Here is a 22854-nt window from a genome sequence, read left to right as displayed (position 1 = left end):
GGGCGCCGTACGGTCAGCGGGCGAGCTGGGAGATGTCGCGGGCGGCGCCGGTGGAGGCCGAGGTGGTCATCGCGGCGTAGGCCTGCAGGGCGGCGCTGACCGGGCGGTTCCGGTCACGGGGGCGGTACTCGCCCAGGTGTGCCAGCAGCCTCTCCCGGCGGGCCGACAGCTCCTCCTGCGGCACGTCCAGCTCCAGCACCCGGTTTGGGATGTCGATGACGATCCGGTCGCCGTCCTCCACCAGGGCGATCACACCGCCCGCCGCGGCTTCCGGGGACGCGTGCCCGATGGACAGCCCGCTGGTGCCGCCGGAGAACCGGCCGTCGGTGATCAGCGCGCACGCCTTGCCCAGCCCGCGGCCCTTGAGGAAGCTCGTCGGGTAGAGCATCTCCTGCATGCCGGGGCCGCCGCGCGGGCCCTCGTAGCGGATGACGACCACGTCGCCGGCCTTGACCCGGTCACCGAGGATGCCCTCGACCGCGTCCTCCTGGCTCTCGAACACCACCGCGGGGCCGGAGAAGGTCCACAGCTCCTCCTCGACCCCGGCGGTCTTCACGATGGCGCCTTCGGGGGCGATGTTGCCGTACAGCACGGCCAGCCCGCCGTCGCTGGTGTAGGCGTGCTCCACGTCCCGGATGCAGCCGTTCTCACGGTCGAGGTCCAGGGCGTCCCACCGGGTGTGCTGGGCGTACGGCTCGACTGTGCGCACCCCGCCGGGGGCGGCGTGGAACAGCTCAACCGTCTCCGGCAGCACCTTGGGGGAGCGGATGTCGTGGGACTCCAGGAACGCGCCCAGGGTGGGCGAGTGGATCGTGCTCACGTCGCGGTGCAGCAGCCCGGCCCGGTCGAGCTCGCCAAGCAGCGCGGGGATGCCGCCGGCCCGGTGCGCGTCCTCGACGTGGTACTTCGCGGTGGCGGGGGCCAGCTTGCAGATGCACGGCACCCGGCGGGACAGCTCGTCGATCTCCTTGAGCCCGAAGTCGACGCCCGCCTCCCGGGCGGCGGCCAGCAGGTGCAGGATCGTGTTGGTGGAGCCGCCCATGGCCACGTCCAGCGTCATCGCGTTCTCGAACGCGTCGCGGGTGGCGATGTTGAGCGGCAGCACCGACGCGTCGTCGTCCTCGTAGTAGCGCCGGGTGATCTCGACGACGGTGCGCCCGGCCTCCTCGAACAGGGCCTTGCGGGCGGCGTGGGTGGCCAGCGTGGTGCCGTTGCCGGGCAGCGACAGCCCGATCGCCTCGGTCAGGCAGTTCATCGAGTTGGCGGTGAACATGCCCGAGCAGGACCCGCAGGTCGGGCAGGCGTTCTCCTCCAGCTCCGCCAGCTCGGCGTCGGAGACGCCCTCGTCGGCGGCGGCGATCATCGGGTCGATCAGGTCGAGCTTGCGGACGGTGGACGCCCTGCCGTCCACCACGGTGACCTTGCCGGCCTCCATCGGCCCGCCGGACACGAAGACGGTCGGGATGTTGAGCCGCATCGCGGCGATCAGCATGCCCGGGGTGATCTTGTCGCAGTTGGAGAGGCAGATCATCGCGTCGGCGCAGTGCGCGTTGACCATGTACTCGACCGCGTCCGCGATCAGTTCCCGGCTGGGCAGCGAGTAGAGCATCCCGCCGTGGCCCATCGCGATGCCGTCGTCGACCGCGATGGTGTTGAACTCGCGGGGCACGCCGCCGGCCTGCTTGACCGCGGCGGCCACCACCTGGCCGACCTCGCGCAGATGCACGTGGCCCGGCACGAACTCGGTGAAGCTGTTGGCGATGGCGACGATCGGCTTGCCGAAGTCCTCCCGCGCTACGCCGGTGGCGCGGAGGAGGGCGCGGGCTCCGGCCATGTTCCTGCCGTGCGTGACCGTGCGTGACCTGAGCGGAGGCATCGGAATTCTCCCTACCGGAGACGGAGAGGCTGGCCCCGGGCGGGGGCCGGTATGGAAAGTGTGTCCCCGATGGTATTGCCCCGTGGCCCGCCGCGGACCCGGCGGGCGGGTTCCGAACGGGAAAAGGGGAGGGCATTCCTTGTCCGAGCCTCCCGGAATGCCCTCCGGGTCAGTGCGACTGGTACTTCGGCGGCAGCGACGCGGACGCCGCCTCGTAGATCTGCTGGATGTCCTCCTCGGTCAGCAGCTTGGGCCGGCGGCGCAGGTACGCCTTGGCCCGGCCGCCCGAGTAGACGTCGACGTCGCGGACGGTCAGCACCTTCCAGGGGATCGCCGGCCCGTAGATCGCCACCGAGGGCTGGACCGGCACGTCGAAGCCGACCTGGGCGGTGAGCGTGCGGCTCGCCTGCTTGGCCTCCCAGCGCGCCTCGTCCAGTCGGTCCTTCTTGTCGATGGGCCCGTGGAACAGCTTGAGGTGGGACATGGTCCGCACCGGCAGGCGCTTGTCCCATTGCTCGGAGTCGATGGCGTAGACGCCGCTCGGCCCGATCACCAGGTGGTCGATCTTGCCGTCGCTGACGCCCTCGTCGTCGCGCGGGACCGCGCGCGCGTGCAGCACGTGGTAGCCGTGCTTGGCCAGGCCGCGCAACTGCCGTTCGGTGCGCCGCTCGGCCGACGAGGACCGGCCCCAGGCCTCCACGCTGGTGGTCTGGCGTGCCGCGCGCACCGAGTCGGCGATGATCGCGACGAGGGCCACCGTGAAGCCGACGCGGATCCCGAGGATCACGGCGCACACGATGCCGATGAGCAGCGAGATGCCCACGCGCAGGGCCCAGCGTCGGATGTTCTGGTCGTTCAGCATCTCGCCGAAGGCGGGACCTTGAGGGCGGCCCTGCGGCCGGCGGAACGGGCTTTCGCGGGGCGGCGGGTCGTTGCCCTGATCCGTGGTCGCCATGATGACGCTCCTGTTCTCCTTCCGGCCCGGCCAGGTGGTTTCCCGCAGTCATTTTCGGGTGCGAGGCGCGTGTCGTCTAGAAGGAAGCCGCCTTCGCCGGGGCACCGCTCGAAACCTTTCCCCGCAGCGGGCGTTCTGTACCTTTCCGTCCGGACTGAGTAGGGGCGCGGTGCCTTCCCAGTGGGTAAGGCGGCCTCCGGGACCTCGTTCCCCGGAAAAGCCGGTGCAGACCGAGAAGGGCCACGATGGACGCCGACCTCGCCAGACTCGCCAGGGAGCATCACGTCGAGCCGCAGTACGTCGACTGGCGTGGACGCCCCGCCGAGGTACCGCCCGAGACCATGGTCGCGGTGCTCGCCGAACTGGGCGCCGACGCCTCCACCCCGGCCGCGATCCGCGCGGAGCTGGAGCGGATCAGCGCGCACCGGGCACTGCCGCCCTTCCACGCCCACCACGCGGGCGGGCCCGGGATCCCCGTGCCCGAAGGGGCCGAACTGCAGCTGGCGGGGGCGGGCGAACCGGTGCTTCGGGACGGCCGCGCCCTGCCACCGCCGGACACCCCGCCCGGCCGGTACCGGCTGCACCTGCGGGCCGGCGGCCGCGAGCAGGCGACCGAACTGCTCGTCGTGCCCGGGCGGCTGCCGGAACCGCCCCCGGCCTGGGGCCTCATGACGCAGCTGTACTCGGTGCGGTCCGCCGGCTCGTGGGGGCTGGGGGACCTGCGCGACCTGGCCGAACTGGCCGGCTGGAGCGGGTCCGCGCTCGGCGCCGGGTTCGTCCTGGTCAACCCGCTGCACGCGGCCGAGCCCGTGCCTCCGCTGGCGCCGTCCCCCTACCTGCCGACGAGCCGCCGCTTCGTCGCCCCCTACTACCTGCGGGTGGAGGACGTCCCGGAGTACGCGGACCTGCCCGCCGCCGACCGGGAACGGGTGGCGGCCCTGGCCGCGCCACTGCGGGCCCGTAACCGCACCCTCGACCCGCTCGACCGGGACGCCGTGTGGACGTCCCAGCACACGGCGCTGACGCTGCTGTACCGGGTGCCGCTGAGCCCGGCACGGCAGACCGCCTACGCCGAGTACCGGAACCGGGAGGGCGCCGCGCTGACCTCGTTCGCGACCTGGTGCGTGCTCGCCGAGGAGCACGGCCCCGACTGGCGGAGCTGGCCCGTCCAGCTGCACGACCCCGGCTCGGCCGCGGTCGCCGCCGAGCGCGAACGGCTGGCCGGCCGGGTCGACTTCCACGCCTGGCTGCAGTGGCAGCTCGACGGGCAACTGGCCGCGGCCCAGCGGGCCGCCCGCGACGCCGGGATGCCGATCGGCATCATCCACGACCTCGCCGTCGGGGTGCACCCGGGCGGCGCGGACGCCTGGACCTACCAGCAGATGTTCGCCTCCGGGATGAGCGTCGGGGCGCCGCCCGACGAGTTCAACCAGCGCGGCCAGGACTGGGGGCAGCGGCCCTGGCACCCGCACCGGCTGGCCGCCGCCGGATACCGGCCCTACGGCGACATGCTGGCGAGCACGCTGCGGCACGCGGGCGGGATCCGGCTCGACCACGCCATGCAGGTCTCCCGGCTGTGGTGGGTGCCCGAGGGCGCCCCGCCCGACCAGGGGGCGTACGTGCGCTACGACCGGGCCGCGATGCTCGGGGTGCTGGTCTGGGAGGCGTACCGGGCGGGTGCCCTGGTGGTGGGCGAGGACCTGGGCACCGTCGAGCCGGAGGTCCGCGCCGACTTCGCCGCGAGCGGCGTGCTCGGCACCTCCCTGCTGTGGTTCGAGCGGGAGGCGGACGGCCGGCCGCGCCCGCCGCAGGAGTGGCGGGAGTCCGCCCTCGCGACGGTCGGCACCCACGACATGCCGCCGATCGCCGGCTACCTGCACGGCGACCACGTGGACCTGCGGGACCGGCTGGGCCTGCTCACCCGGCCGGTGCCGGAGGAACGCGCCGACCACCGGCGGGGGCTCGCCGACTGGCTGGCCCTGCTGGCCGGCCTGGGCCTGCTGGCGGCCGACCCGGCCGAGGTCGCGGCGGCCCTCGACCGGGGCGAGCAGCGCTACGACACCGAGCTGATCACGGCCTTGCACGCCTTCCTGGCCCGCACCCCGGCCCGCCTGATCGGGGTCTCGCTCGCCGACGCGGTGGGGGAGCGGCGGACCCAGAACCAGCCGGGCACCACTGACGAGTACCCCAACTGGCGGGTCCCCCTGGGCGACGCCGCGGGCCGTCCGGTCCTGCTCGACGACCTTCCGGCCGACGCCGGGCTCCAGGCGGTGGTGGACCCCGTCCGCAAGCGGTGAGGCCGGCGAGCGCGCCGGCAGGCGAACGCCTCGACGTCCTGCCCCGTCCGCGGGCGGTGCGGCCTCCCGACCCCGGCTGCGAGCGGTGCGGCCGGCCGCTCCCGGGGACGTCAGTCCAGGGCGGCGGCGATGCGGTCGGCGACGTCGTGCAGCAGGGTGTCGGGCCGCACCGGGGCGCCGGCGACCGCGGAGAACAGGGCGGGCAGGCCGGGCAGCGGGTACCCGTCGTCGGCGAGCACCGCCGCGCCGAGCGGACGGCGGGCGAGCGAGGTGCGCGACCGCCGCCAGGCGTCCAGCACCTCGTCGGGGGAGGGCACCCCGAAGCCGTGCCCGACCGGGGCGGCGTGCCGCAGCTTGACCAGCGCCCCGTCGGTGAACTCCAGGGCCAGCCGGCACCGGTCGGTGAGGGCCTCCCGGGTGCCGGCGTCCAGCCGGGTCACCACCGAGCAGGGGGTCCGGCACCGGACCGCGCACACCCCCAGCGCCCGGGCCACCTGGCTGTGCTGCCGGTCCAGGTAGGCCCGCCAGCCCGACGGCGGCTCGCCCGCCACCTTCAGCGCCCGCCCGGCGGCCGACTGGAGGGCCTGGGTGTGCTCGCACCGGCGCTCCGGCCGGCCGCCGGTGACCGGATCCGGGGTGCGCGGCTGCGGTACCCCGAAGTAGCTGCCCGGGCCGACGACCGCGGTCCGCAGCGGCTCCGGGTCCGCGGCATGGCCGAGCACCGGCTCCCACGCCAGCGCGGGCAGGTACTCGCCGGCGATGTGCACCGCGGCAGCCAGCGCCGCCATCTCGCGGCGCCGCCAGTGGATCTCGATGACCTCCAGCAGCAGCGCGTACGCCGGGCGCAGCGTGGCCAGCGCCCCGCGCGGCCGCTCCGCGGCCGACTGGGGCATCCGGCTGGAGCGGGCCCGGTCGAGGAGGTCGGCGGGCACCTCACCGGCGGCCTCGGGCAGGCCGAAGTCCTCGGCGTCGAGTTCCAGCACCCGCTGCCCGAAGGCGCACAGCGCGCCGATCGGCACGGCCCGCCCGGCGGGCACCGCCCCGGCCGCGACCAGGGCGGCCAGATCGCCGAAGGCGTGCCTGCGGGCCAGGGTGATCATCAACTCGTGCGCCGTCTTCACATCCTTGACTGTGCCATGTCCGGACCGGCCGGGGTGCCCGTCTCGGCCGGTCCGGACGGCGGTATCAGCCGGCGGCGGCATCCCTGGCGCGGGCGCGCAGCGCCCGGGCCACCCCGTCGCGGCCCTCCGACAGCAGCCGGGCCAGCGCGGCCGGCGGGTTCCGCTCGGCCAGGTAGGCGTCGGTGCGCTCGACCGTCTCCGGCGCGATCTGCAGGAACGGGTAGGCGACCTCGGCGAAGGTCTGCGCCATGTCGCTGCTCCACTCGTCCCACAGCCGGCCCACCTCGGCGAAGTAGGCGTCGGCGTAGGGTCGCAGCAGTTCGGCCTGGTCGGGCTCGACGAAGCCGCCCAGGGTGGCCCGGAACACCGCGTTCGGCAGCGTCCCGGAGATGACGCCCGCCCAGGCCGCGGCCTTGGCCGCCGCGGTGGGCAGGGCGGCCCGGCACGCCGCGGCGTGCCGCTCGCCCGCCGCCGTGGCGTCCCGGGCCAGCTCGGCGTCGATCTCGGCCTCGCCGGCCCGGCCGGTCACCACCAGGCGGCGCAGCAGCGCCCAGCGCAGCTCGGTGTCGACGGTCAGCCCCGCCAGGGTCTGCGAACCGTCGAGCAGCCCCCGGACGAGGTCCAGGTGCTCGGCGGAGACGGCGGTCGCGGCGAACGCCTGCACGTACCCGAGCTGGAAGTCGGACCCGGCGGGGGCCTCGCGAGCCAGGTCGGCCAGCGCGTCGCCCATCAGCCGCAGCCCGGTCTCGCGCCAGGCCGGGTCGGCGTACTGGTGGACGGCGGTGCGGGCCTGCCGCAGCAGCGTCTGCATCACGGAGATGTCGGTGACGCCGCGGACGCCCGACAGCACCAGCCGCACGTAGTCGCGGGTGGCCATCTCGGCGTCGCGGGTCATGTCCCAGGCGGCGGACCAGCACAGCGCCCGCGGCAACCCCTCACGGATGTCGCCGATGCCTTCGACCAGGGTGGCCTGCGAGTGCGGGTCCAGCCGGATCTTGGCGTACGTCAGGTCGTCGTCGTTGACCAGCACCAGGTCCGGCCGGGCGACACCGACCAGTTCGGGCACCTCGGTCCGGCCGCCGACGATGTCGAGCTCGACCCGTTCCCGCCGGACGATCCCCTCGGCGGTGCGGTCGTACAGGCCGATCGCGATCCGGTGCGAGCGCAGCGTCGGGTACTCGGCGACCGCCCCCTGGACCACCTCGAACCGGGTGAAGTTCCCTGCCGCGTCCACCTCGTACTCGGGACGCAGCGTGTTGACCCCGGCGGTCTCCAGCCACTCCTTCGACCACGAGGCCAGGTCGCGGCCGGAGGTCTCCTCCAGCGCGTCCAGCAGGTCGGCCAGGACGGTGTTGCCCCAGGCGTGCCGCTGGAAGTAGCCGCGCACGCCCTCCAGGAAGTTGTCGCGGCCGACATAGGCCACGAGCTGCTTCAGCACGCTCGCGCCCTTGGCGTAGGTGATGCCGTCGAAGTTGACCTCGACCGCCTGGATGTCGGGGATGTCGGCCGAGATCGGGTGGGTGGAGGGCAGCTGGTCCTGCCGGTACGCCCAGGCCTTCATCAGGTTGGCGAACGTCGTCCACGAGCCGGTCCACTTGGTGGCCTCGCTCTGGCACAGCACGCTCATGTAGGTGGCGAATGACTCGTTCAGCCACAGGTCGTCCCACCAGCGCATGGTGACGAGGTCGCCGAACCACATGTGCGCCATCTCGTGCAGGATCGTCTCGGCGCGCCGCTCGTAGGCGGCGTCGGTCACCCGCGACCGGAAGACGTAGTCCTCCAGGAAGGTCACGCAGCCGGCGTTCTCCATCGCGCCCGCGTTGAACTCGGGCACGAAGAGCTGGTCGTACTTGCTGAACGGGTACGGCAGGTCGAAGACCTTCTCGAAGTACTCGAAGCCCTGCCGGGTCACCTCGATGATCGCGTCGGCGTCGAGGTGCTCGGCCAGCGAGGACCGGCAGTAGACGCCCAGCGGGACGGTGCTGCCGTCCGGCCGCCGGTATTCGTCCTCGACCACGTGGTACGGGCCCGCGACCAGCGCGGTGATGTAGGTCGAGACGCGCGGGGTGGGCCTGAAACGCCACGTGCCGGTGCGGATCCCGTTGACGTCGGGGCGCTCGTTGGTGATCACCCGCCACCCCGAGCCCAGGGGGGTGGTGACGGCCAGTTCGAACGTGGCCTTCAGGTCGGGCTGGTCGAAGCAGGTGAACATGCGGTGCGCGTCGGCGGTCTCGAACTGGGTGTAGAGGTACACGCTCTGGTCGACCGGGTCGACGAACCGGTGCAGCCCCTCGCCGGACCGCGAGTAGGCGCAGTCGGCGACCACCCGCAGCTCGTTGTCGGCGGCCAGGCCCGGCAGCGGGACGCGGCCCCGGTCGGCGTCGTAGGAGGCGGGGTCGAGCGCCCGCCCGTTCAGCGTCACCTCGCGCACGACGGCGCCGTGCAGGTCGATGAACGTCGAGGCGCCCGGTTCGGCGCAGCCGAACCGGGCGACGGTGGTCGAACCGAACCGCTCTTCCCCGGTGGTGAGATCGAGTTCCACCACGTAGGACTCGACGTCGAGCAACCGGGCGCGTTCTCGCGCCTCGTCGCGCGTGAGGTTGCCTGCCACATGTACTCCTTGATCGGGATAGGACCTGCTCCCCCATGTCTACCAACGACGGGTCCGGCCCGCCGGGCGCCGGGCGGGAATAAGCGGCGGGACGCCTTGTTGGCACGAGGGCAATGCCCGTCATGGTGCTGGGAGGCACACCTTGTCGCAAGAAGCGCGTACTCCGGTGGATTTCTGGTTCGACCCCGCCTGCCCCTGGGCGTGGATCGCCTCGCGGTGGATCCACGAGGTGGCCGAGCTGCGGCCGATCGAGCCGCGCTGGCACGTGATGAGCCTGGCGGTGCTGAACGAGGGCCAGGACATCCCCGAGCAGTACCGGGAGTTCATGAAGCGGGCCTGGGGGGCGGTGCGGATCTGCATCGCCGCCGAGCAGAAGCACGGGCCCGAGGTGCTGGGCGCGCTCTACACCGAGCTGGGGACGCGGTTCCACCACGAGAAGGCGCCGGCGGAACGTGCCACCTTCGAGGCCGCGCTGCGCGCCGCCGGGCTGGACCCGGAACTGGCCGCGGCAGCGGAGTCCGAGGACTACGACGCCGCGCTGCGGGCCTCGCACGCCGACGGCATGGACCGGGTGGGCTACGACGTGGGCACCCCGGTGATCTCGGTGGAGGGGGTGTCCTTCTTCGGCCCGGTGGTCACCCCGATCCCGCGCGGCGAGGCGGCGGCCCGGCTGTGGGACGGCGTGCTGCTGGTCGCCGGAGTCGACGGCTTCTACGAGCTGAAGCGCAGCCGCGACCGCGATCCCAGCTTCGACTGACCCGAGCGAGCGTCCGGATTGCTATCGCTTGATAGCCGTTCTTGCGACTTTCTTGCAATAAGTGTGCTACGCCGCCAAACTGGCCGATAGCAGGACGAACGGTGATGGAGGCGGCGTGCACGTACCCGATGGATTCTTCGACGCACCCGTATCGATCGGCGCCGGGGTGGTCGCCGCGGCCGGGATCGGTGTGGCGCTGCGCGGCGCGCGGGCGGAACTCGACGACCGCACCGCGCCGCTGGCCGGGCTGACGGCCGCGTTCGTCTTCGCGGCCCAGATGATCAACTTCCCGGTCGCCGCCGGTACCAGCGGGCACCTGATGGGCGGCGCCCTCGCTGCGATCCTGGTCGGCCCCTACACCGGCCTGCTGTGCGTCTCGGTGGTGCTGCTGGTCCAGATGTTCTTCGCCGACGGCGGCGTGACCGCGTACGGCATCAACGTCACGCTGATGGCCGTCACCGGCGTGCTGGTCGCCTACGGGGTGTTCCGGCTGGTCACCAAGGTGCTGCCGGCCAACCGCCCGGCGGTGACCGGCGCCTCGTTCCTGGCCGCCGCCGTCTCCGTGCCCGCCTCCGCGCTGGTCTTCGTGGTCCTGTACGCGATCGGTGGCACCGCCGACATCCCGCTCGGCACGCTGACGACCGCCATGCTCGGGGTGCACGTGCTGATCGGTCTCGGTGAGGGACTGATCACCGCCGTCACGGTGGGCAGCGTGGCCGCCGTCCGGCCCGACCTGGTGTACGGGCTGCGCGGTACCGTCCGGCGGCCCCTGGAAGTCCGCACCGCCCAGCCCTCGGGAGCCTGAACCCTATGAGCACCAAGCGTTTCTTCGCCGCGTTCCTCCTGGTGGCCCTGATCGTCGCCGGCTTCGTCAGCTTCTACGCCTCCGGCGACCCGGACGGCCTGAGCAAGGTCGCCGAGGACCGCGGCTTCGCCGCCAAGGAGAAGGAGCACTCGCTGTCGGGTTCGCCGCTCGGCGACTACGGCGTCAAGGGAGTGGACGACGAGCGGCTGTCCGGCGGCCTGGCCGGGGTCATCGGGGTCGGCCTGACCCTCGCGGTCGGCGGCGGCCTGTTCTGGCTGGTGCGCCGCCGCGAACCCGCCGACACCCCGAGTTGAGCGTGATCGGGCGGCTCCACCGGCCGGGCGCCACCCCCGTGCACCGGCTGCCGCCGCAGTGCAAGATCGTGGCGACGGTGGCCTTCGTGCTCGCGGTGGTGGCCACCCCCCGGGAGCGGCTGTGGGCCTTCGGTGCCTACGCCCTCATGCTCGCGGCCGTCGCCGCGGCGGCCCGGGTGCCCGCCGGATTCGTCGCCCGCCGGATGACGGTCGAGGTGCCGTTCGTGGCGTTCGCCCTGCTGATCCCGTTCGTCGCGCACGGCCCCCGGGTGGAGGTGCTCGGCGTGGCGCTCAGCGAGAGCGGGCTCTGGGCCGCCGCCAACATCCTGGCCAAGGCGAGCCTGGGCGCGGCGGCGATGATCCTGCTGGCCGCCACCACCGAGCCGCGGGTGCTGCTGCTCGGCGTGGAGCGGCTGCGGGTGCCGCCGCTGCTGACCCAGATCGCCGGTTTCATGCTGCGCTACCTGGACGTCGTCGTCGGCGAGTTGCGCCGGATGCGGGTGGCGCGGGCGGCGCGCGCCTTCGAGCCGCGCGACCTGCGCGACGCGCGGGTGCTGGGCCGGGCGGCCGGAGCGCTGTTCCTGCGCTCCTACGAGCGGGGCGAGCGCGTCCACCTGGCCATGCTGAGCCGCGGCTACGAGGGCCGGATGCCGGCGGCGGACGAGGCCCCCGCCACCGCCGGCCAGTGGACGGCCGCGGCCCTGCTGCCCGCGGCGGCGGCCCTGGTCGCCGCCGGTGCCTGGCTGGTGGGATGAGCACGACACCGCCGTCGCTGGAGGTCCAGGGCCTCGCGTACGCCTATCCGGACGGCACCCAGGCGCTGTACGGGGTCGACGTCGTCATCGGCCGCGGCGAGCGGGTCGCGCTGCTGGGCCCCAACGGCGCGGGCAAGACGACGCTGGTGCTGCACCTGAACGGCATCCTGAACGGCGGGCTCGGCACCGTGCGGGTCGGCGGGCTGGCGGTCGACCCGAAGGACAGGAAGGCGCTGCGGGAGATCCGGCGCCGGGTCGGCGTCGTCTTCCAGGATCCCGATGACCAGCTCTTCATGCCGACGGTGCGCGAGGACGTCGCCTTCGGCCCGGCCAACCTGGGGCTGCGCGGCGCGGAGCTGCAAAGCCGGGTGGAGTCGGCGCTGGCCCGGGTCGGCATGTCGGAGGTCGCCGACCGCCCGCCGCAGCACCTCAGCTTCGGCCAGCGGCGCCGGGTGGCGGTGGCCACGGTGCTGGCGATGGAGCCGGAGATCCTGGTGCTGGATGAGCCGTCCTCCAACCTGGACCCGGCCGGGCGCCGGGAGCTGGCCGAGATCCTGCTGAGCCTGGATGTCACCGTGCTGATGGTCACCCACGACCTGCCGTACGCGGCGCAGCTGTGCCCGCGGTCGCTGATCCTGTCGGGTGGGGTGATCGTCGCGGACGGGCCCACGCCCGACCTCCTCGGCGACGAGGAGCTGTTGCACGCGCACCGGCTGGAGCTGCCGTACGGCTTCGACCCGGCGGTGGCGCGGCGCGGCTGAACCGGTTGCGCAGCGTTCCCGGACCGGTAACACTTGTACCCTGACAATGGCAACGGTTTTCATCGCCACTTCGGGGGTTTTTGTGAAGATTGCGTTCGTCGGCAAGGGTGGCAGTGGCAAGACCACCCTCTCGTCGCTGTTCGTCCGGCATCTGGCCGGGCGGGGCGCACCCGTCGTGGCGATCGACGCCGACATCAACCAGCACCTCGGCGTCGCACTGGGCCTCGATGAGGAGCGGGCGGCGAAGATCCCCGCCATGGGCGACGAACTGCCCGCGATCAAGGAGTACCTGCGCGGCGACAACCCCCGCATCGCCTCCGCCGCGGACATGATCAAGACCACCCCGCCCGGGCGCGGCTCCCGGCTGCTGCGGCTGGGCGGCGACGACCCGGTGCACGCCCTCGCCCAGGAGGTCGACGGCGTCTCCCTGCTGGTCACCGGGGCGTTCGGTGACGACGACCTGGGGGTGTCCTGCTACCACTCCAAGACGGGAGCGGTGGAGCTCTACCTCAACCACCTGGTCGACGGGCCGGGCGAGTACGCGGTGGTCGACATGACCGCCGGGGCCGACGCCTTCGCCTCCGGGCTGTTCACCCGGTTCGACCTGACGTTCCTGGTCGCCGAGCCCACCCGCAAGGGCGTCGGGGTCTACCGGCAGTACGCCGAGTACGCCGCCGGGTACGACATCCCCCTCGCGGTGATCGGGAACAAGGTGCAGGGCGAGGACGACGTGGCGTACCTGCGCGAGCACGTCGGCGACGCCCTGCTGACCTGGGTCGGCCAGTCCGCCGCGGTGCGCGCCCTGGAGCAGGGGCGGTCCGGGGTGGTGCTCGAACCGGGCAACGCGGCGGCGCTCGACCGGATGCGGGCCGCCGTGGACGCCCGGACCAAGGACTGGGCCGGGTTCCAGCGCCAGGCGGTGGAGTTCCACCTGAAAAACGCCCTTAGTTGGGCCAATCGGGCAGTGGGCGAGGATCTTGTGACCCAGATCGACCCGGAATTCGAGTTTCCTTCCCGGTAGCGGCTTCCCCGCCGTTCTGATCGGCATTAGCCTGCCCGGCATGACCGTCCGGCGCATGGTAGTGATGATCATTGCGGCTCTCGGCTCGGTGGCGCTGATCGCCCTGCTCTTCGGCAACCAGTGGTTGCGCGAGGCGCTCCAGCGCAGCGACTCCTTCTCCTACGGGGAGGGCGTCGGCCCGCTGCTGGGCATCCTCCTCTTCCCGTCCTGGATCCTGGTGCCGGACGAGGCCCAGGGGGGCGTCGCCCGGATGTTCGCCTACGACCTGGCCCTGGTGGTGCTGCTCGCCGGCCTGGCGCTGGTGCTCGCGGCCGGCCTGCGCGGGCTGGATCCCGTCAAGAACGGCCCGCACGCGCTCATCTTCGGCTGGTGGGCGACCACGCTGGCCGCGCTGCCCGCCGGGTGGCTGCGCGCCGCCCTCCTGTACGCGACCGAGGAGCGGGGCTCGATCGAATCCTTCCCGCGGCTGTCGCTGGCGCTCTGGCAGGGCACCGAGGGGGCCGCGACCTTCGGCGCGGTGTACGGCTGGGTGCCCGGGCTGGCGCTGCTGGCCGCCTACCTCGCCACCCGGCCCGGAAGGGGCGCCCCGGCCTTCTCCGGCCCCGGCGGCGTCCCCCAGCAGGCACCGCCCCCGGCCCCCCCGCCGCCCGGCGCCGGACCGCCCAGCACCGGACCGGGCTGGGCGCCGCCGCCCGCGTCACCCGGCGCGACGCCGACCGGCGGCTTCCCGGTGCCGCCCATCCCGCCGGCCGGTTACGCGCCCCCGCTGACCCACCAACCTCCGCCCCCGCCCGTTCCCGCGGGGGGAACCCCGCCACCGCCCGGTGGCGCGGCCCCCGACCCGGCGGGCCCCGTGGTTCCAGCCGGAACCGCGGGCCCCGGGGCGGCGGAACCGCCGGCTCCGGCCAGCGGCGCGGGTCCTGACCTGGCGGGTTCCGCGGTTCCGGCTGGCGGCGTGAGTTCAGAGGCGGCGGAACCGCCGGCTCCGGCCGGAACCGGGCCTGCGGAGGCCGACCTTCCCGAGGGCGAGGGGGCTGCTGCCGAGGACGGACCACGGGTGCCGGCCGGAGCCGCCCACGGGGCGGCCCCGGATCCCGTTGTGGACGGGCCCCCGGCTCCGGCCGGCGCCGGGCCCGCGGCGGAGGCGCCTGCCGCAGCGGGTGAGCCTCCGGTGGACGAGGGATCCGCGCCTGGCGCGGGTGAGCCTCCGGCGGGTGAGGGATCCATGCCGGGTGGAGGTGAGCCTCCGGTAGGCGAGAGATCCGTGCCGGGTGCGGGTGAGCCTCCGGCGGATGAAGGATCTGCGCCTGGCGTGGGGGAACCGGCGGCCCCGGCCGCCGAGGAGCCGGGTGGAGACTCCGGCGCGCCGGACGTCCCGGCCGGAGCGGGCTCCGATGATCCGGCTCCGGCCGGAGCCGGCCACGGCGCGGACGCAGGGCCTGCGGACCGGCCGGAGGTGGCGCCCGGCGGCACCGGGCGGGATGCTCCGGAAGAGGAGGGTTTCGCCCCGCCACGCTGATCGGAAACGACGCCCCCTGTCAAGGATCGGGGCGCGGACCTGTCAGACTTCCGCCATGCGCGTGTTTCTCGGATCCGACCATGCCGGCTTTGAGCTCAAGGAGCACCTCGTCGCCTGGCTGACCGCGGCCGGGCACGAGCCCGTCGACTGCGGGCCGGTCGCCTACGACGCGGTCGACGACTACCCGCCCTTCGTGCTCCGGGCCGCGGAACGGACCGCGGCCGAGCCCGGCACCGTGGGCATCGTCCTCGGCGGCTCGGGCAACGGCGAGGCGATCGCGGCCAACAAGGTCAAGGGCGTGCGGGCCGCACTGGTCTGGAGCGACGCCACCGCGGCGCTCGCCCGCGAGCACAACGACGCCAACGTCATCAGCATCGGCGCCCGGCAGCACGACACGGAGACCGCGACCCGGTTCGTCGAGCTGTTCCTGGCCACGCCGTACTCCAAGGAGGAGCGGCACACCCGCCGCATCGAGATGCTCGGCCGGTACGAGGAGACCGGCGAGCTTCCGCCCCTGCCGTACTGAACTCTCCCGGCACTCCCGTCACCTATCCGGCCGCGGCACCCGCAAGGGCGCCGCGGCGACGGTGACGCCGATGTTCTCGAACGCCTTGGTCGCGTGTCCGGCCGCGGCACCCCGCACGGGCGCCGCGGCCGTGGCGTTCCGGCGGGCGTCATCCCCGGGGCGGAGGCGCGCCCCGCTTGCCGAGCCGGCGGCGCTCGTTCTTGGAGGGGCGGGACGGCTTGGCGGGGACGACCGGGGGCGGCGCGCCCTCCGCATCCTCCCGGGAGACGTCGCGTGCCCGCATCGCGGCGTCCACCGTGATTCGCATGCCTGACTGGTTCGTCACAAAAGCCGTATACCCGGATCTTTCTCTGCGTAGCCGCTGGACGGCCTTCGACGCGTGGTGTTCCGGGGCCCCGGGTCGGCGTAACCTGAGGTGACTTTGTGGATTCGAAGAGTCATGAGTCGCTCGGATTTCCGCCGGGCCGCCCCGTTGCTCGATACAGTTTCGGAGTCATGCTGCAACGTCTGGTCCACCTTCTCCCGCCGAGGCTGCGCGCCGTGCTGCGCCGCGTCCCGGTGCTCGTGTGGATCTACCGGTGGCTCCGGCGCGGCAGGCTGACCCGCGAACGGTACGTGTTCGCCGCACTCTCCCTGGTCGCCGTCGGCCTCGGGCTGGCCGCCACCGCGTCGCGGACGTGGGCGCCCTCCGGCGCGCTGGTGCTCACCGTGCTGGCCGGCGGGTTGCTGCTACGGGTTCGGGCGTTCGCCGCGCTGCTCGGCGTGGTCGTGGTGGTGCTCGCCTACGACATGTGGCGGCTCGGCTTCTCCACGGTCGGCCCCGGCATCATCGCCACGATCCTGCTCGCCGGGGCGCTGGCGCTCGTTCTGGCCTACACCCGCCAGCAGCTCGGCGTGCAGGGCCTGCGCGGCGAGTACATGCTGCTGGAACTGCGCGACCGGCTGCGCCGCCAGGGTGAAATGCCGGAACTGCCGGCGGGCTGGGACTCCCGGGTGGTGATGGTCCAGGCGGGCGGGTCGTCGTTCGGCGGTGACTTCATGGTCTCCTCCTGCGACGGGAAGACCCTCGAACTGGCCCTGGTGGACGTCTCGGGCAAGGGTGTGGACGCCGGGACACGGGCGCTGATGCTCTCCGGAGCCTTCGGCGGGCTCCTTGGATCGATCCAGCCCGACCGGTTCCTGCCGGCCTGCAACTCCTACCTCCAGCGGCAGCGCTGGGACGAGGGCTTCGTTACCGCGGTGCACCTGGTCGTCGACCTGACCACCGGCGAGTACACCGTCGAGTCGGCGGGGCATCCGCCGGCCGTGCAGTTCGACGCGGGCAGCGGCACCTGGCGGGTCAGTTCGGCCAACGGCGTGGTGCTCGGGGTGGTGCCCGAGGTGCGGGGCGACGCCGATCGCGGGATGCTGCGGCCGGGCGACGCGCTGCTCCTGTACACCGACGGCCTGGTCGAGTCGCCGGGCAGCGACCTCGACGCCGGGATCGACCGGCTGCTCGGCGAGGCCGAACGGCTGGTGCCGCAGGGCTTCCGCAAGGGCGCCGAGGAGATCGTCAAGACCATGGCGGCCGCCCGTGACGACGACTGCGCCCTCGTCCTGATCTGGCGCACCTGACCGGCCTTCCCGGCTCAATCGCGATGCCCGTGCCCCGACGTACCGGACCGGTCGCGTTTCTTCCCCTGGTCTTCGCCCTTCTCCCGGCCCGGGTCCCCGGTGGCCGGTGCGGGCGCCTCACCCTGGACGACCATCCGCGGGGTCGCGGCCGGGCCGGGCCGGGCGGGTCCGGTCTGCGGTGGGCGCTCCGGGCCGGGCGAGGTCTGCGACGTCCGGTCACCGGAAGCGCCCGAGCCGGCCAGCAGCCCGGCCAGCAGCGTCACCGCCGCTGCCCCGGCGAGCGGCACCGCTCGCCGGACCCGGCTCCCGGAACCGACCTGTAGGCCCGCGCCGAACGGGGCACCGGCGCCGCGGAACGGCGTGCCCGCCCCGCCGAGCAACGGGCGGGCACCGCGAGATCCGCGGAACGTCGCACCGTGTCCGCCGAACGTCGCACCGCGTCCGGCGGACGGCCCGCCCGTCCTGATGGACGGATTTCCGCCCCCGCGGGCCGGGGCGCCGTTCTCGGCGAGCAGCGGTGCGGGCGCGGTGTCCTCGCCCGGGACGCGGTGGAACGCGCCGCGGCGGGTCCGAGCGGGCAACCGCACGGGGAACGGCAGGCGGCGGTCCCTCCGGGAGGCCGCGGCGGGCAGGGCGATGGGCAGGTGCAGGGCGATGGTGCGCTCCGGGGTGCGCTCGGGGCCGCGCCCGCCGGGGGCCGAGGGCATCGGGCGGCGCCCGGGCGGCCGGGTGGCGCCCGGGCGCCGCGGCCGGATCTCGGCGAGTTCGCCGACCAGGGCGAGCATGAGTTGCGGGGCGGCGGGCCGGTCCGCGGGGGCCTTGGCCAGCGCCGCCTCGATCAGCGGCAGCAGTGGCCCGGCCGTCGCGACGGCGCCGGTCAGGTCGGGCTCCCCGTGGACGACCCGGCGGGCCACCTCGATCGAGGTTCCGCCGCCGAACGGCGGGCGTCCCGTTCCCGCGTAGAGCACCAGGCAGCCCCAGGCGAAGACGTCCGCGGCGGGGCCGGCGTCCACGCCGGTGAGTACCTCGGGCGCGATCCAGCCGGGGGTGCCCAGGACGGTGCCCGGCGCGGGCGGCACGGCCGGTGTGTCCAGCGCCCGGGCGATACCGAAGTCGATCACCCGTGGACCCGACAGCGTGAGCAGCACGTTCTCGGGTTTGAGGTCGCAGTGCGCCAGCCCCCCGGCGTGGATCGCGGCCAGCGCGGTCGCCACTCCCACCGCCACGCCGTGCAGTTCCGGGTGGGGCAGCGGCCCGCTCTGGGCGATCCGGCGGGCCAGGGAGACCCCGCCGACGTACTCGCTGACCATGTAGAGGACGCCGTCCTGCTCGCCGTGCGTCAGCACCTGGGCCGTGCAGAACGAGGCGACCCGGCCGGCCAGCCGGACCTCGTCCCGGAACCGGGCGCGAAAGGCCGGATCGGCGGCCAGCCGGGGGTGGACCGTCTTGATGGCCACCGGCCGCCCCGTGCCCGGCTCCTCGGCCAGGTAGACCGTCCCCATGCCGCCCCGGCCGACCCGGCCGAGCAGCGGATGGCCGCCGATGGCGCGAGGGTCGCCCGGTTCCAGCGGTCGCACGCCGACAGGAAGTCGGTGTCGTACGTCCTGCTCGTCCACCGGCGTTCCTTTCGTCGGGTTCATCCGCCCTGCCCGGATAAGTCGTGAATATGTGCAGGTCGACAAGATCTTGAGATGAAACCTGAACGTCACCGGGATGTAGCACCCAGGGCACGGAGCGACGGCACTCTAGGTACCAGGTCGCCGCGGTCGAGAACCGCGGGGCCGGGCAGAGCGACGCGAAGGGTTCCGTCAGATCCTCCTCGACGGGCGGGACCTGGAACGTGACCGCCGCCCGGCGGACCGACGGCCGCCCGGTGGCTCCCCAGGGGTGGGAGGTGCCACCGGGCGGCCGCCGGCGATTTCTCCCGAAGATCCACGTAGACCGCGCCTCGAAGCGAGGCCGGCAGCCTCCCCGCGATGCCGGCCCGGCCGCGCCGGTTGCCTCCACGGAGGCTTCTGCCGACGTGATCCTTCAGCATCCAAGGCGCCGGAGCGCCCCGAACGCTGAAGGATCAGCCACGTTTCGCCCTCTGACCAGTGATCCTTCAGCATCCGGTGCGCCATAACGCCCTGAATGCTGAAGGATCACGGACGCAGATGCTTCGGTCCCCGTGGCGGGCGGCAGCCGGGACCGCTGCCGTGGTGAGGCTTTTGGTCTCACCACGGCATCGGGGCGGGCATTGCCGTGGCCCGGCGTCCGCCGGCCTCCGGCCAGCCTCTCCGTGAGGCCGGCCGGAGGCCGGCGCCGGGTCAGCCGAGGCCGGGTAGGCGCAGGCCGATCAGCACCGGGTCGTGGTCGGAGGAGCGGTAGGCGTCCGGCCGGTAGAGGCCCGGCGGGTTGTACTCGGTGTTGTAGTCGAGGATCAGCGGCTCGTCGCTGTTGATGTGCCAGATCGTGGTGCCGGTGACCCGCCACGCCAGCGTCCAGCCCGCCAGGGCGTGGTCGAGTTCGCCCGCCTGCCCGTTGAAGACGTAGCTGTAGCGCCGGTCCGCGGGCACGAAACGCTCGGTCTGGCTGGTCAGCCCGGCCGCGGCGAGCGTCTTGATCGGGTCCTCGGCGGCGTAGGCGTTGAGGTCGCCGATCACCAGCGGAGCGGGCACCCGGCGGGCCAGCGCCGCCAGCGCCTTGGCCTGGAGGACGCGGCGGGCGTTCCAGCAACCCTGCCCGTCTCCCTGGTCGGCGTCGGGTCCGGTGGCGTCCCCGCAGCTCTTGGACTTGAAGTGGTTGACCAGCACGGTGAACGGCAGGCTGCCGCGGGTGCGCATGAACGTCTGCGCCAGCGGCGGCCGCTCGAACACCGGCTCGTCGGACGACCGGGCCGGGCCCACCGGGCGGACCTTCCCGGGCCGGTAGATCAGCGCCACGTGGATCTCGTCGGTGCCCGGGTTCGGGTTGCGGACCCAGGCGTAGGTACCGGCGCCGGCCTCCGCGTTGAGCCGGTCGACCAGCGCCCGCACGGCCACGTCACCGTTGTTCTCGACCTCCATCAGGCCGATCACGTCGGCGTTCAGCCCCTTGATCGCGGCGGCGAGCTTGGCGAGCTGGCGCTCGCGCTCCTGCTCGGTGCCGGCCCCTCGGGAGCCCAGCGTGGTGAACCAGTTGAGCGTGTTGAAGGAGGCCACCTTCACATCGCCGCCGACCTTGGCCGGCGCGGCGGGCCGCGGGTTGCTCCGGGTGAAGGCCACCGGCTCGGTCGGCTGCAGGCGGTAGGAGCCGAAGCCGTAGCTCAGCACGCCGGTCAGGCCGGTCACCGTGTCGCCCAGCCGCAGCGCCGCCGGGTCGAGGTAGGGGATCTGGGCCGGGTTCTCCCGGGTGGAGCCGTCGTCGATCAGCAGCCGGCGCAGGTCGTTACCGGCCTGGGTGACGCCGTGCCGCCCGTCCGTGGGCTGGAACAGCCGGCCGCCCGCCGACACCGTCACCTCGCCGTACCGGCCGAGCTGGTAGTGCTCGCTGGCGGTCAGCCGCTGCGGGAAGGTGAGCAGCATGCCTTCCTGCGGCTCCGGCGAGCCGGTCCGGGGGAGCTGCTGGGCGGCGGGGGCGATGGTGCCGGTGCCGCACACGTCCACCGCGGTGACGGGGGACAGCTCGGTGAGCCCGTTGAACTCGATCGCCCGGCCGGTCACCAGCACCCGGTCGCCGGATCGCACCTCGGTGCGGGAGAAGACGAACAACCCGTCGGAGGTGGCGGGGTCGGCGTCGGGCGTGGGGTCCTGGACGAAGAAGCCGCCCAGCTGGTCGGTGCCCTGGAAGTCGCCGGTGACGATGCCCTCGACCCGGACGGTCTGCCCGGCCAGCGGCGTGCCCTCGCCCGTGCCCTGCACCTGGGCGATCTCGTGCGTGGCGGGGGTGTCGCAGGGGTTCCCGGTCGGCGTCGGGGTGGGTGTCGGGGTCGGTTCGGGGCCGCCGGCGCAGGGGGCCGCGGTCGTCGCGGTGTTGCGCGGTGCCGGGGCGCCGGCGGTGAAGTCGGTCGCGTTGTGGTCGGTGTCGGCGCATCCGTTGCCGTTGCGCAGCCCTGCGGTGGTGTTCGACAGCGCGGGGGCGGCGGCTCCCTCGAAGAAGTCGGCGCTCCCGTAGCCGACGAGGTCGGAGATCAGGGCCCGCTGGGCGTCGTCGCAGGGGGTGGCGCCGCCGTTGCAGGCCAGGCCCTGGTCGGAGCGGACCAGGGCGACCTTGCCGCCGGTCGCGCTCATCGCGGTCGAGCCGGTGCCGTCCGGTGCCGGCAGCGCCGTTCCGGAGCCGGCCCCGGCGCCCATCTGGACCAGGTGGTACCCGCCCGGGGTGATGGTGCCCTGCAGGGTCGTCCTGGCGGCGGCGAAGTGGCCGGTTCCGGTGGCGCTGGCGTACTGCACGGACCAGCCGGTCACGTCCACCGGTGCGGAGCCGCGGTTGAACAGTTCGACGTAATCATGGGTGAGAGGCGCGCCGGAGTTGCCACCTCCGCCGTACACCTGACTGATCACCACTGTGCCGGGTTCGGCCTGGGCTCCGGTGGCGCCGAGGGCGACCAGGAGTCCTGCGGTGAGGGTGACGGCGAGGGCCCCCGCACCTTGGCGGATTCGTCTGAAAGGTCGGGAAGGTGACATGGGCGGAGCGTAGGGTCGTGCCTCGTCCACGCCGCCAACTATTTGTGAAGTCTCCATCAACCCGTGATGTATTGCCCGGTATTGCCGTGAACAGGGTGAATACAGTGATCTCGTGGGGTGATGACCACGCGGCAAATGGGATAAATCGGACAAACTTCCTGGTTTTCTGGTCTGTTGCTCATTTGCTCGGAACGTGAGTGGCGAACCGCCCGCCGGAAGCGGTAACCAGCCGATATCCTCCTGAAGCTCACGATGTTCCACTGCGACGGGTAATGGGAGCCACGACATGACGGCCGGTGACAAGGCTCGCAGTCTCACTCGCTGGAGCGCCGTCGGCATCATGGCCGCCGCGGTGCTGATCGCCACGGGCGGCGGCTTCGCGCAGTCCTATGCCGGCCTGTACCACTGGGCGCTCGAACACGGTCTCACCGGCTGGAAGGCGCAGTCCTTCCCGCTGATGGTCGACCTGTTCATCATCGTCGGCGAACTCGGCCTCTTCCTCCTGGCGATCGACGCGTTCGTGCTCCACCGCCGGCACATGATGAGCTGGCTGGACTTCTCCCTGCCGCTGCTCATCGCGCTGGCCGGCTGGACCGCGAGCCTCATCTTCAACGTGGGGCACGTCTCCTCGCGGGAGTTCTCCTACCAGGCGACCGCGGCGGTACCGCCCATCGTGTCCATGCTGGGACTGTTCGTCCTGCTGCGCACGCTGCATCGCTACGTCCAGGAGGCGGCCGAGGAGAAGCCGGAGCCGCCCCCCGAGCCGCAGCGCGCCATCGCCTCGGTCACCCTGCGGCAGATCGCCCTGATGCCGGTCGCCGTCGCCCCCCAGCTGGCCCGGCCCGCCGACAAGGCGATCGGCGCCCCGACCCAGGCCCACGACGAGGAGCCCAAGGGACGGCACGCCATGAACGGCACCCGCCCGGCCGCCACCGGGAAGAAGCCCGCCCCGGCGCCCGCTCCCGCCCCGGCCCCCGCCGCGACCGCCACGGCCACCGCGGACGAGCCCGAGGAGATGCGGCAGCTGATGATGACGGCACTCGGCCGGCACAACGGCGACGTCCTCGCGGCCTGCGCCGACCTGCTCGGCGAGGGGCACGTGGTCTACGAAGAGGACATGCGCAAGACCCGCGAGAACCACTGGTTCCCCTACGCCGTCTACCGCCTGCTCGCCCGGCACGGCGGCGACGGCGAGCTGGTCGTGCAGGAGCTCGACGAGCGGGGCGTGGAGTACGACCCCACCGTCCTCCGGGACCTCGTCAACTCCTGGCGCGGATAA

18 protein-coding genes are annotated in these 22854 nt (G+C 73.3%); 11 read left to right on the top strand and 7 right to left on the bottom strand.

Annotated elements, in window-relative coordinates; genetic code table 11:
• Positions 1 to 13: 13 nt before the first annotated feature.
• Positions 14 to 1876 (bottom strand): dihydroxy-acid dehydratase, encoded by a 1863-nt coding sequence (gene ilvD, locus DPM19_RS27935; protein WP_111871045.1) that lies wholly within the window; start codon positions 1874 to 1876, stop codon positions 14 to 16.
• Between the two features lie 169 nt (positions 1877 to 2045).
• A complete protein-coding gene (locus tag DPM19_RS27930) occupies positions 2046 to 2831 on the bottom strand; it encodes a nuclease-related domain-containing protein (protein ID WP_111871044.1) in 786 nt (261 codons plus the stop codon).
• Between the two features lie 245 nt (positions 2832 to 3076).
• Here DPM19_RS27930 and malQ point away from each other — a divergent pair, with 245 nt between their 5' ends.
• Positions 3077 to 5128, top strand: a complete 2052-nt coding sequence (gene malQ, locus DPM19_RS27925; RefSeq protein WP_111871043.1) for a 4-alpha-glucanotransferase — start codon at positions 3077 to 3079, stop codon at positions 5126 to 5128.
• 110 nt (positions 5129 to 5238) lie between these two features.
• Here the strand turns inward: malQ and DPM19_RS27920 are convergent, their stop codons facing one another.
• On the bottom strand, positions 5239 to 6249 hold the full coding sequence (locus tag DPM19_RS27920; protein WP_111871042.1) for a hypothetical protein: 1011 nt from the start codon (positions 6247 to 6249) through the stop codon (positions 5239 to 5241).
• A 64-nt stretch (positions 6250 to 6313) separates the two neighbouring features.
• Complete coding sequence (gene pepN / locus DPM19_RS27915; protein WP_111871041.1) at positions 6314 to 8860, bottom strand: aminopeptidase N; 2547 nt, start codon at positions 8858 to 8860, stop codon at positions 6314 to 6316.
• A 166-nt stretch (positions 8861 to 9026) separates the two neighbouring features.
• Between pepN and DPM19_RS27910 the strand changes: the two genes are divergently transcribed.
• The 8 genes from DPM19_RS27910 (at position 9027) to DPM19_RS27880 (ending at position 15318) form a co-directional block, all read left to right on the top strand.
• Positions 9027 to 9617: a mycothiol-dependent nitroreductase Rv2466c family protein gene (locus DPM19_RS27910; protein WP_325050293.1), complete on the top strand. Its 591-nt coding sequence runs from the start codon at positions 9027 to 9029 to the stop codon at positions 9615 to 9617.
• 115 nt (positions 9618 to 9732) lie between these two features.
• The gene (locus tag DPM19_RS27905; RefSeq protein WP_199485323.1) at positions 9733 to 10422 is read left to right on the top strand and encodes an energy-coupling factor ABC transporter permease; all 690 of its coding nucleotides are present in this window, start codon (positions 9733 to 9735) and stop codon (positions 10420 to 10422) included.
• 5 nt (positions 10423 to 10427) lie between these two features.
• On the top strand, positions 10428 to 10736 hold the full coding sequence (locus DPM19_RS35885) for a PDGLE domain-containing protein (protein ID WP_199485322.1): 309 nt from the start codon (positions 10428 to 10430) through the stop codon (positions 10734 to 10736).
• Positions 10737 to 10738: 2 nt separating this feature from the next.
• Positions 10739 to 11491: a cobalt ECF transporter T component CbiQ gene (gene cbiQ / locus DPM19_RS27900; RefSeq protein WP_325050292.1), complete on the top strand. Its 753-nt coding sequence runs from the start codon at positions 10739 to 10741 to the stop codon at positions 11489 to 11491.
• The gene (locus DPM19_RS27895; RefSeq protein ID WP_111871038.1) at positions 11488 to 12252 is read left to right on the top strand and encodes an energy-coupling factor ABC transporter ATP-binding protein; all 765 of its coding nucleotides are present in this window, start codon (positions 11488 to 11490) and stop codon (positions 12250 to 12252) included. Before cbiQ ends, DPM19_RS27895 begins: the two co-directional genes overlap by 4 nt.
• A gap of 82 nt (positions 12253 to 12334) precedes the next feature.
• On the top strand, positions 12335 to 13273 hold the full coding sequence (locus DPM19_RS27890; RefSeq protein WP_199485321.1) for an ATP-binding protein: 939 nt from the start codon (positions 12335 to 12337) through the stop codon (positions 13271 to 13273).
• Between the two features lie 40 nt (positions 13274 to 13313).
• Positions 13314 to 14792 (top strand): hypothetical protein, encoded by a 1479-nt coding sequence (locus DPM19_RS27885; RefSeq protein WP_146779015.1) that lies wholly within the window; start codon positions 13314 to 13316, stop codon positions 14790 to 14792.
• Positions 14793 to 14847: 55 nt separating this feature from the next.
• Positions 14848 to 15318, top strand: coding sequence for a ribose-5-phosphate isomerase (locus tag DPM19_RS27880; RefSeq protein ID WP_111871035.1), 471 nt, complete (start codon positions 14848 to 14850; stop codon positions 15316 to 15318).
• Positions 15319 to 15466: 148 nt separating this feature from the next.
• On the opposite strand, the gene DPM19_RS35475 is transcribed toward DPM19_RS27880, so the two are convergent.
• A complete protein-coding gene (locus DPM19_RS35475; RefSeq protein WP_158566920.1) occupies positions 15467 to 15625 on the bottom strand; it encodes a hypothetical protein in 159 nt (52 codons plus the stop codon).
• A 188-nt stretch (positions 15626 to 15813) separates the two neighbouring features.
• On the opposite strand from DPM19_RS35475, the gene DPM19_RS27875 reads away from it, so the two are divergent.
• A complete protein-coding gene (locus DPM19_RS27875; RefSeq protein WP_111871034.1) occupies positions 15814 to 16932 on the top strand; it encodes a PP2C family protein-serine/threonine phosphatase in 1119 nt (372 codons plus the stop codon).
• Positions 16933 to 16946: 14 nt separating this feature from the next.
• Here DPM19_RS27875 and DPM19_RS27870 read toward each other — a convergent pair whose 3' ends face one another.
• Both DPM19_RS27870 and DPM19_RS27865 read right to left on the bottom strand, forming a co-directional pair.
• Positions 16947 to 18548: a serine/threonine-protein kinase gene (locus DPM19_RS27870; protein ID WP_158566919.1), complete on the bottom strand. Its 1602-nt coding sequence runs from the start codon at positions 18546 to 18548 to the stop codon at positions 16947 to 16949.
• A gap of 693 nt (positions 18549 to 19241) precedes the next feature.
• A complete protein-coding gene (locus DPM19_RS27865; protein WP_111871032.1) occupies positions 19242 to 21575 on the bottom strand; it encodes an ExeM/NucH family extracellular endonuclease in 2334 nt (777 codons plus the stop codon).
• Positions 21576 to 21861: 286 nt separating this feature from the next.
• Between DPM19_RS27865 and DPM19_RS27860 the strand changes: the two genes are divergently transcribed.
• The gene (locus DPM19_RS27860; RefSeq protein ID WP_111871031.1) at positions 21862 to 22854 is read left to right on the top strand and encodes a DUF2637 domain-containing protein; all 993 of its coding nucleotides are present in this window, start codon (positions 21862 to 21864) and stop codon (positions 22852 to 22854) included.

The sequence above is a fragment of the Actinomadura craniellae genome (assembly GCF_003289645.1).
Taxonomy (GTDB): Bacteria; Actinomycetota; Actinomycetes; order Streptosporangiales; family Streptosporangiaceae; genus Actinomadura_D; species Actinomadura_D craniellae.
Note: the sequence above shows the minus strand (reverse complement) of the source record. Positions and strands in the feature narration are given on the sequence as shown.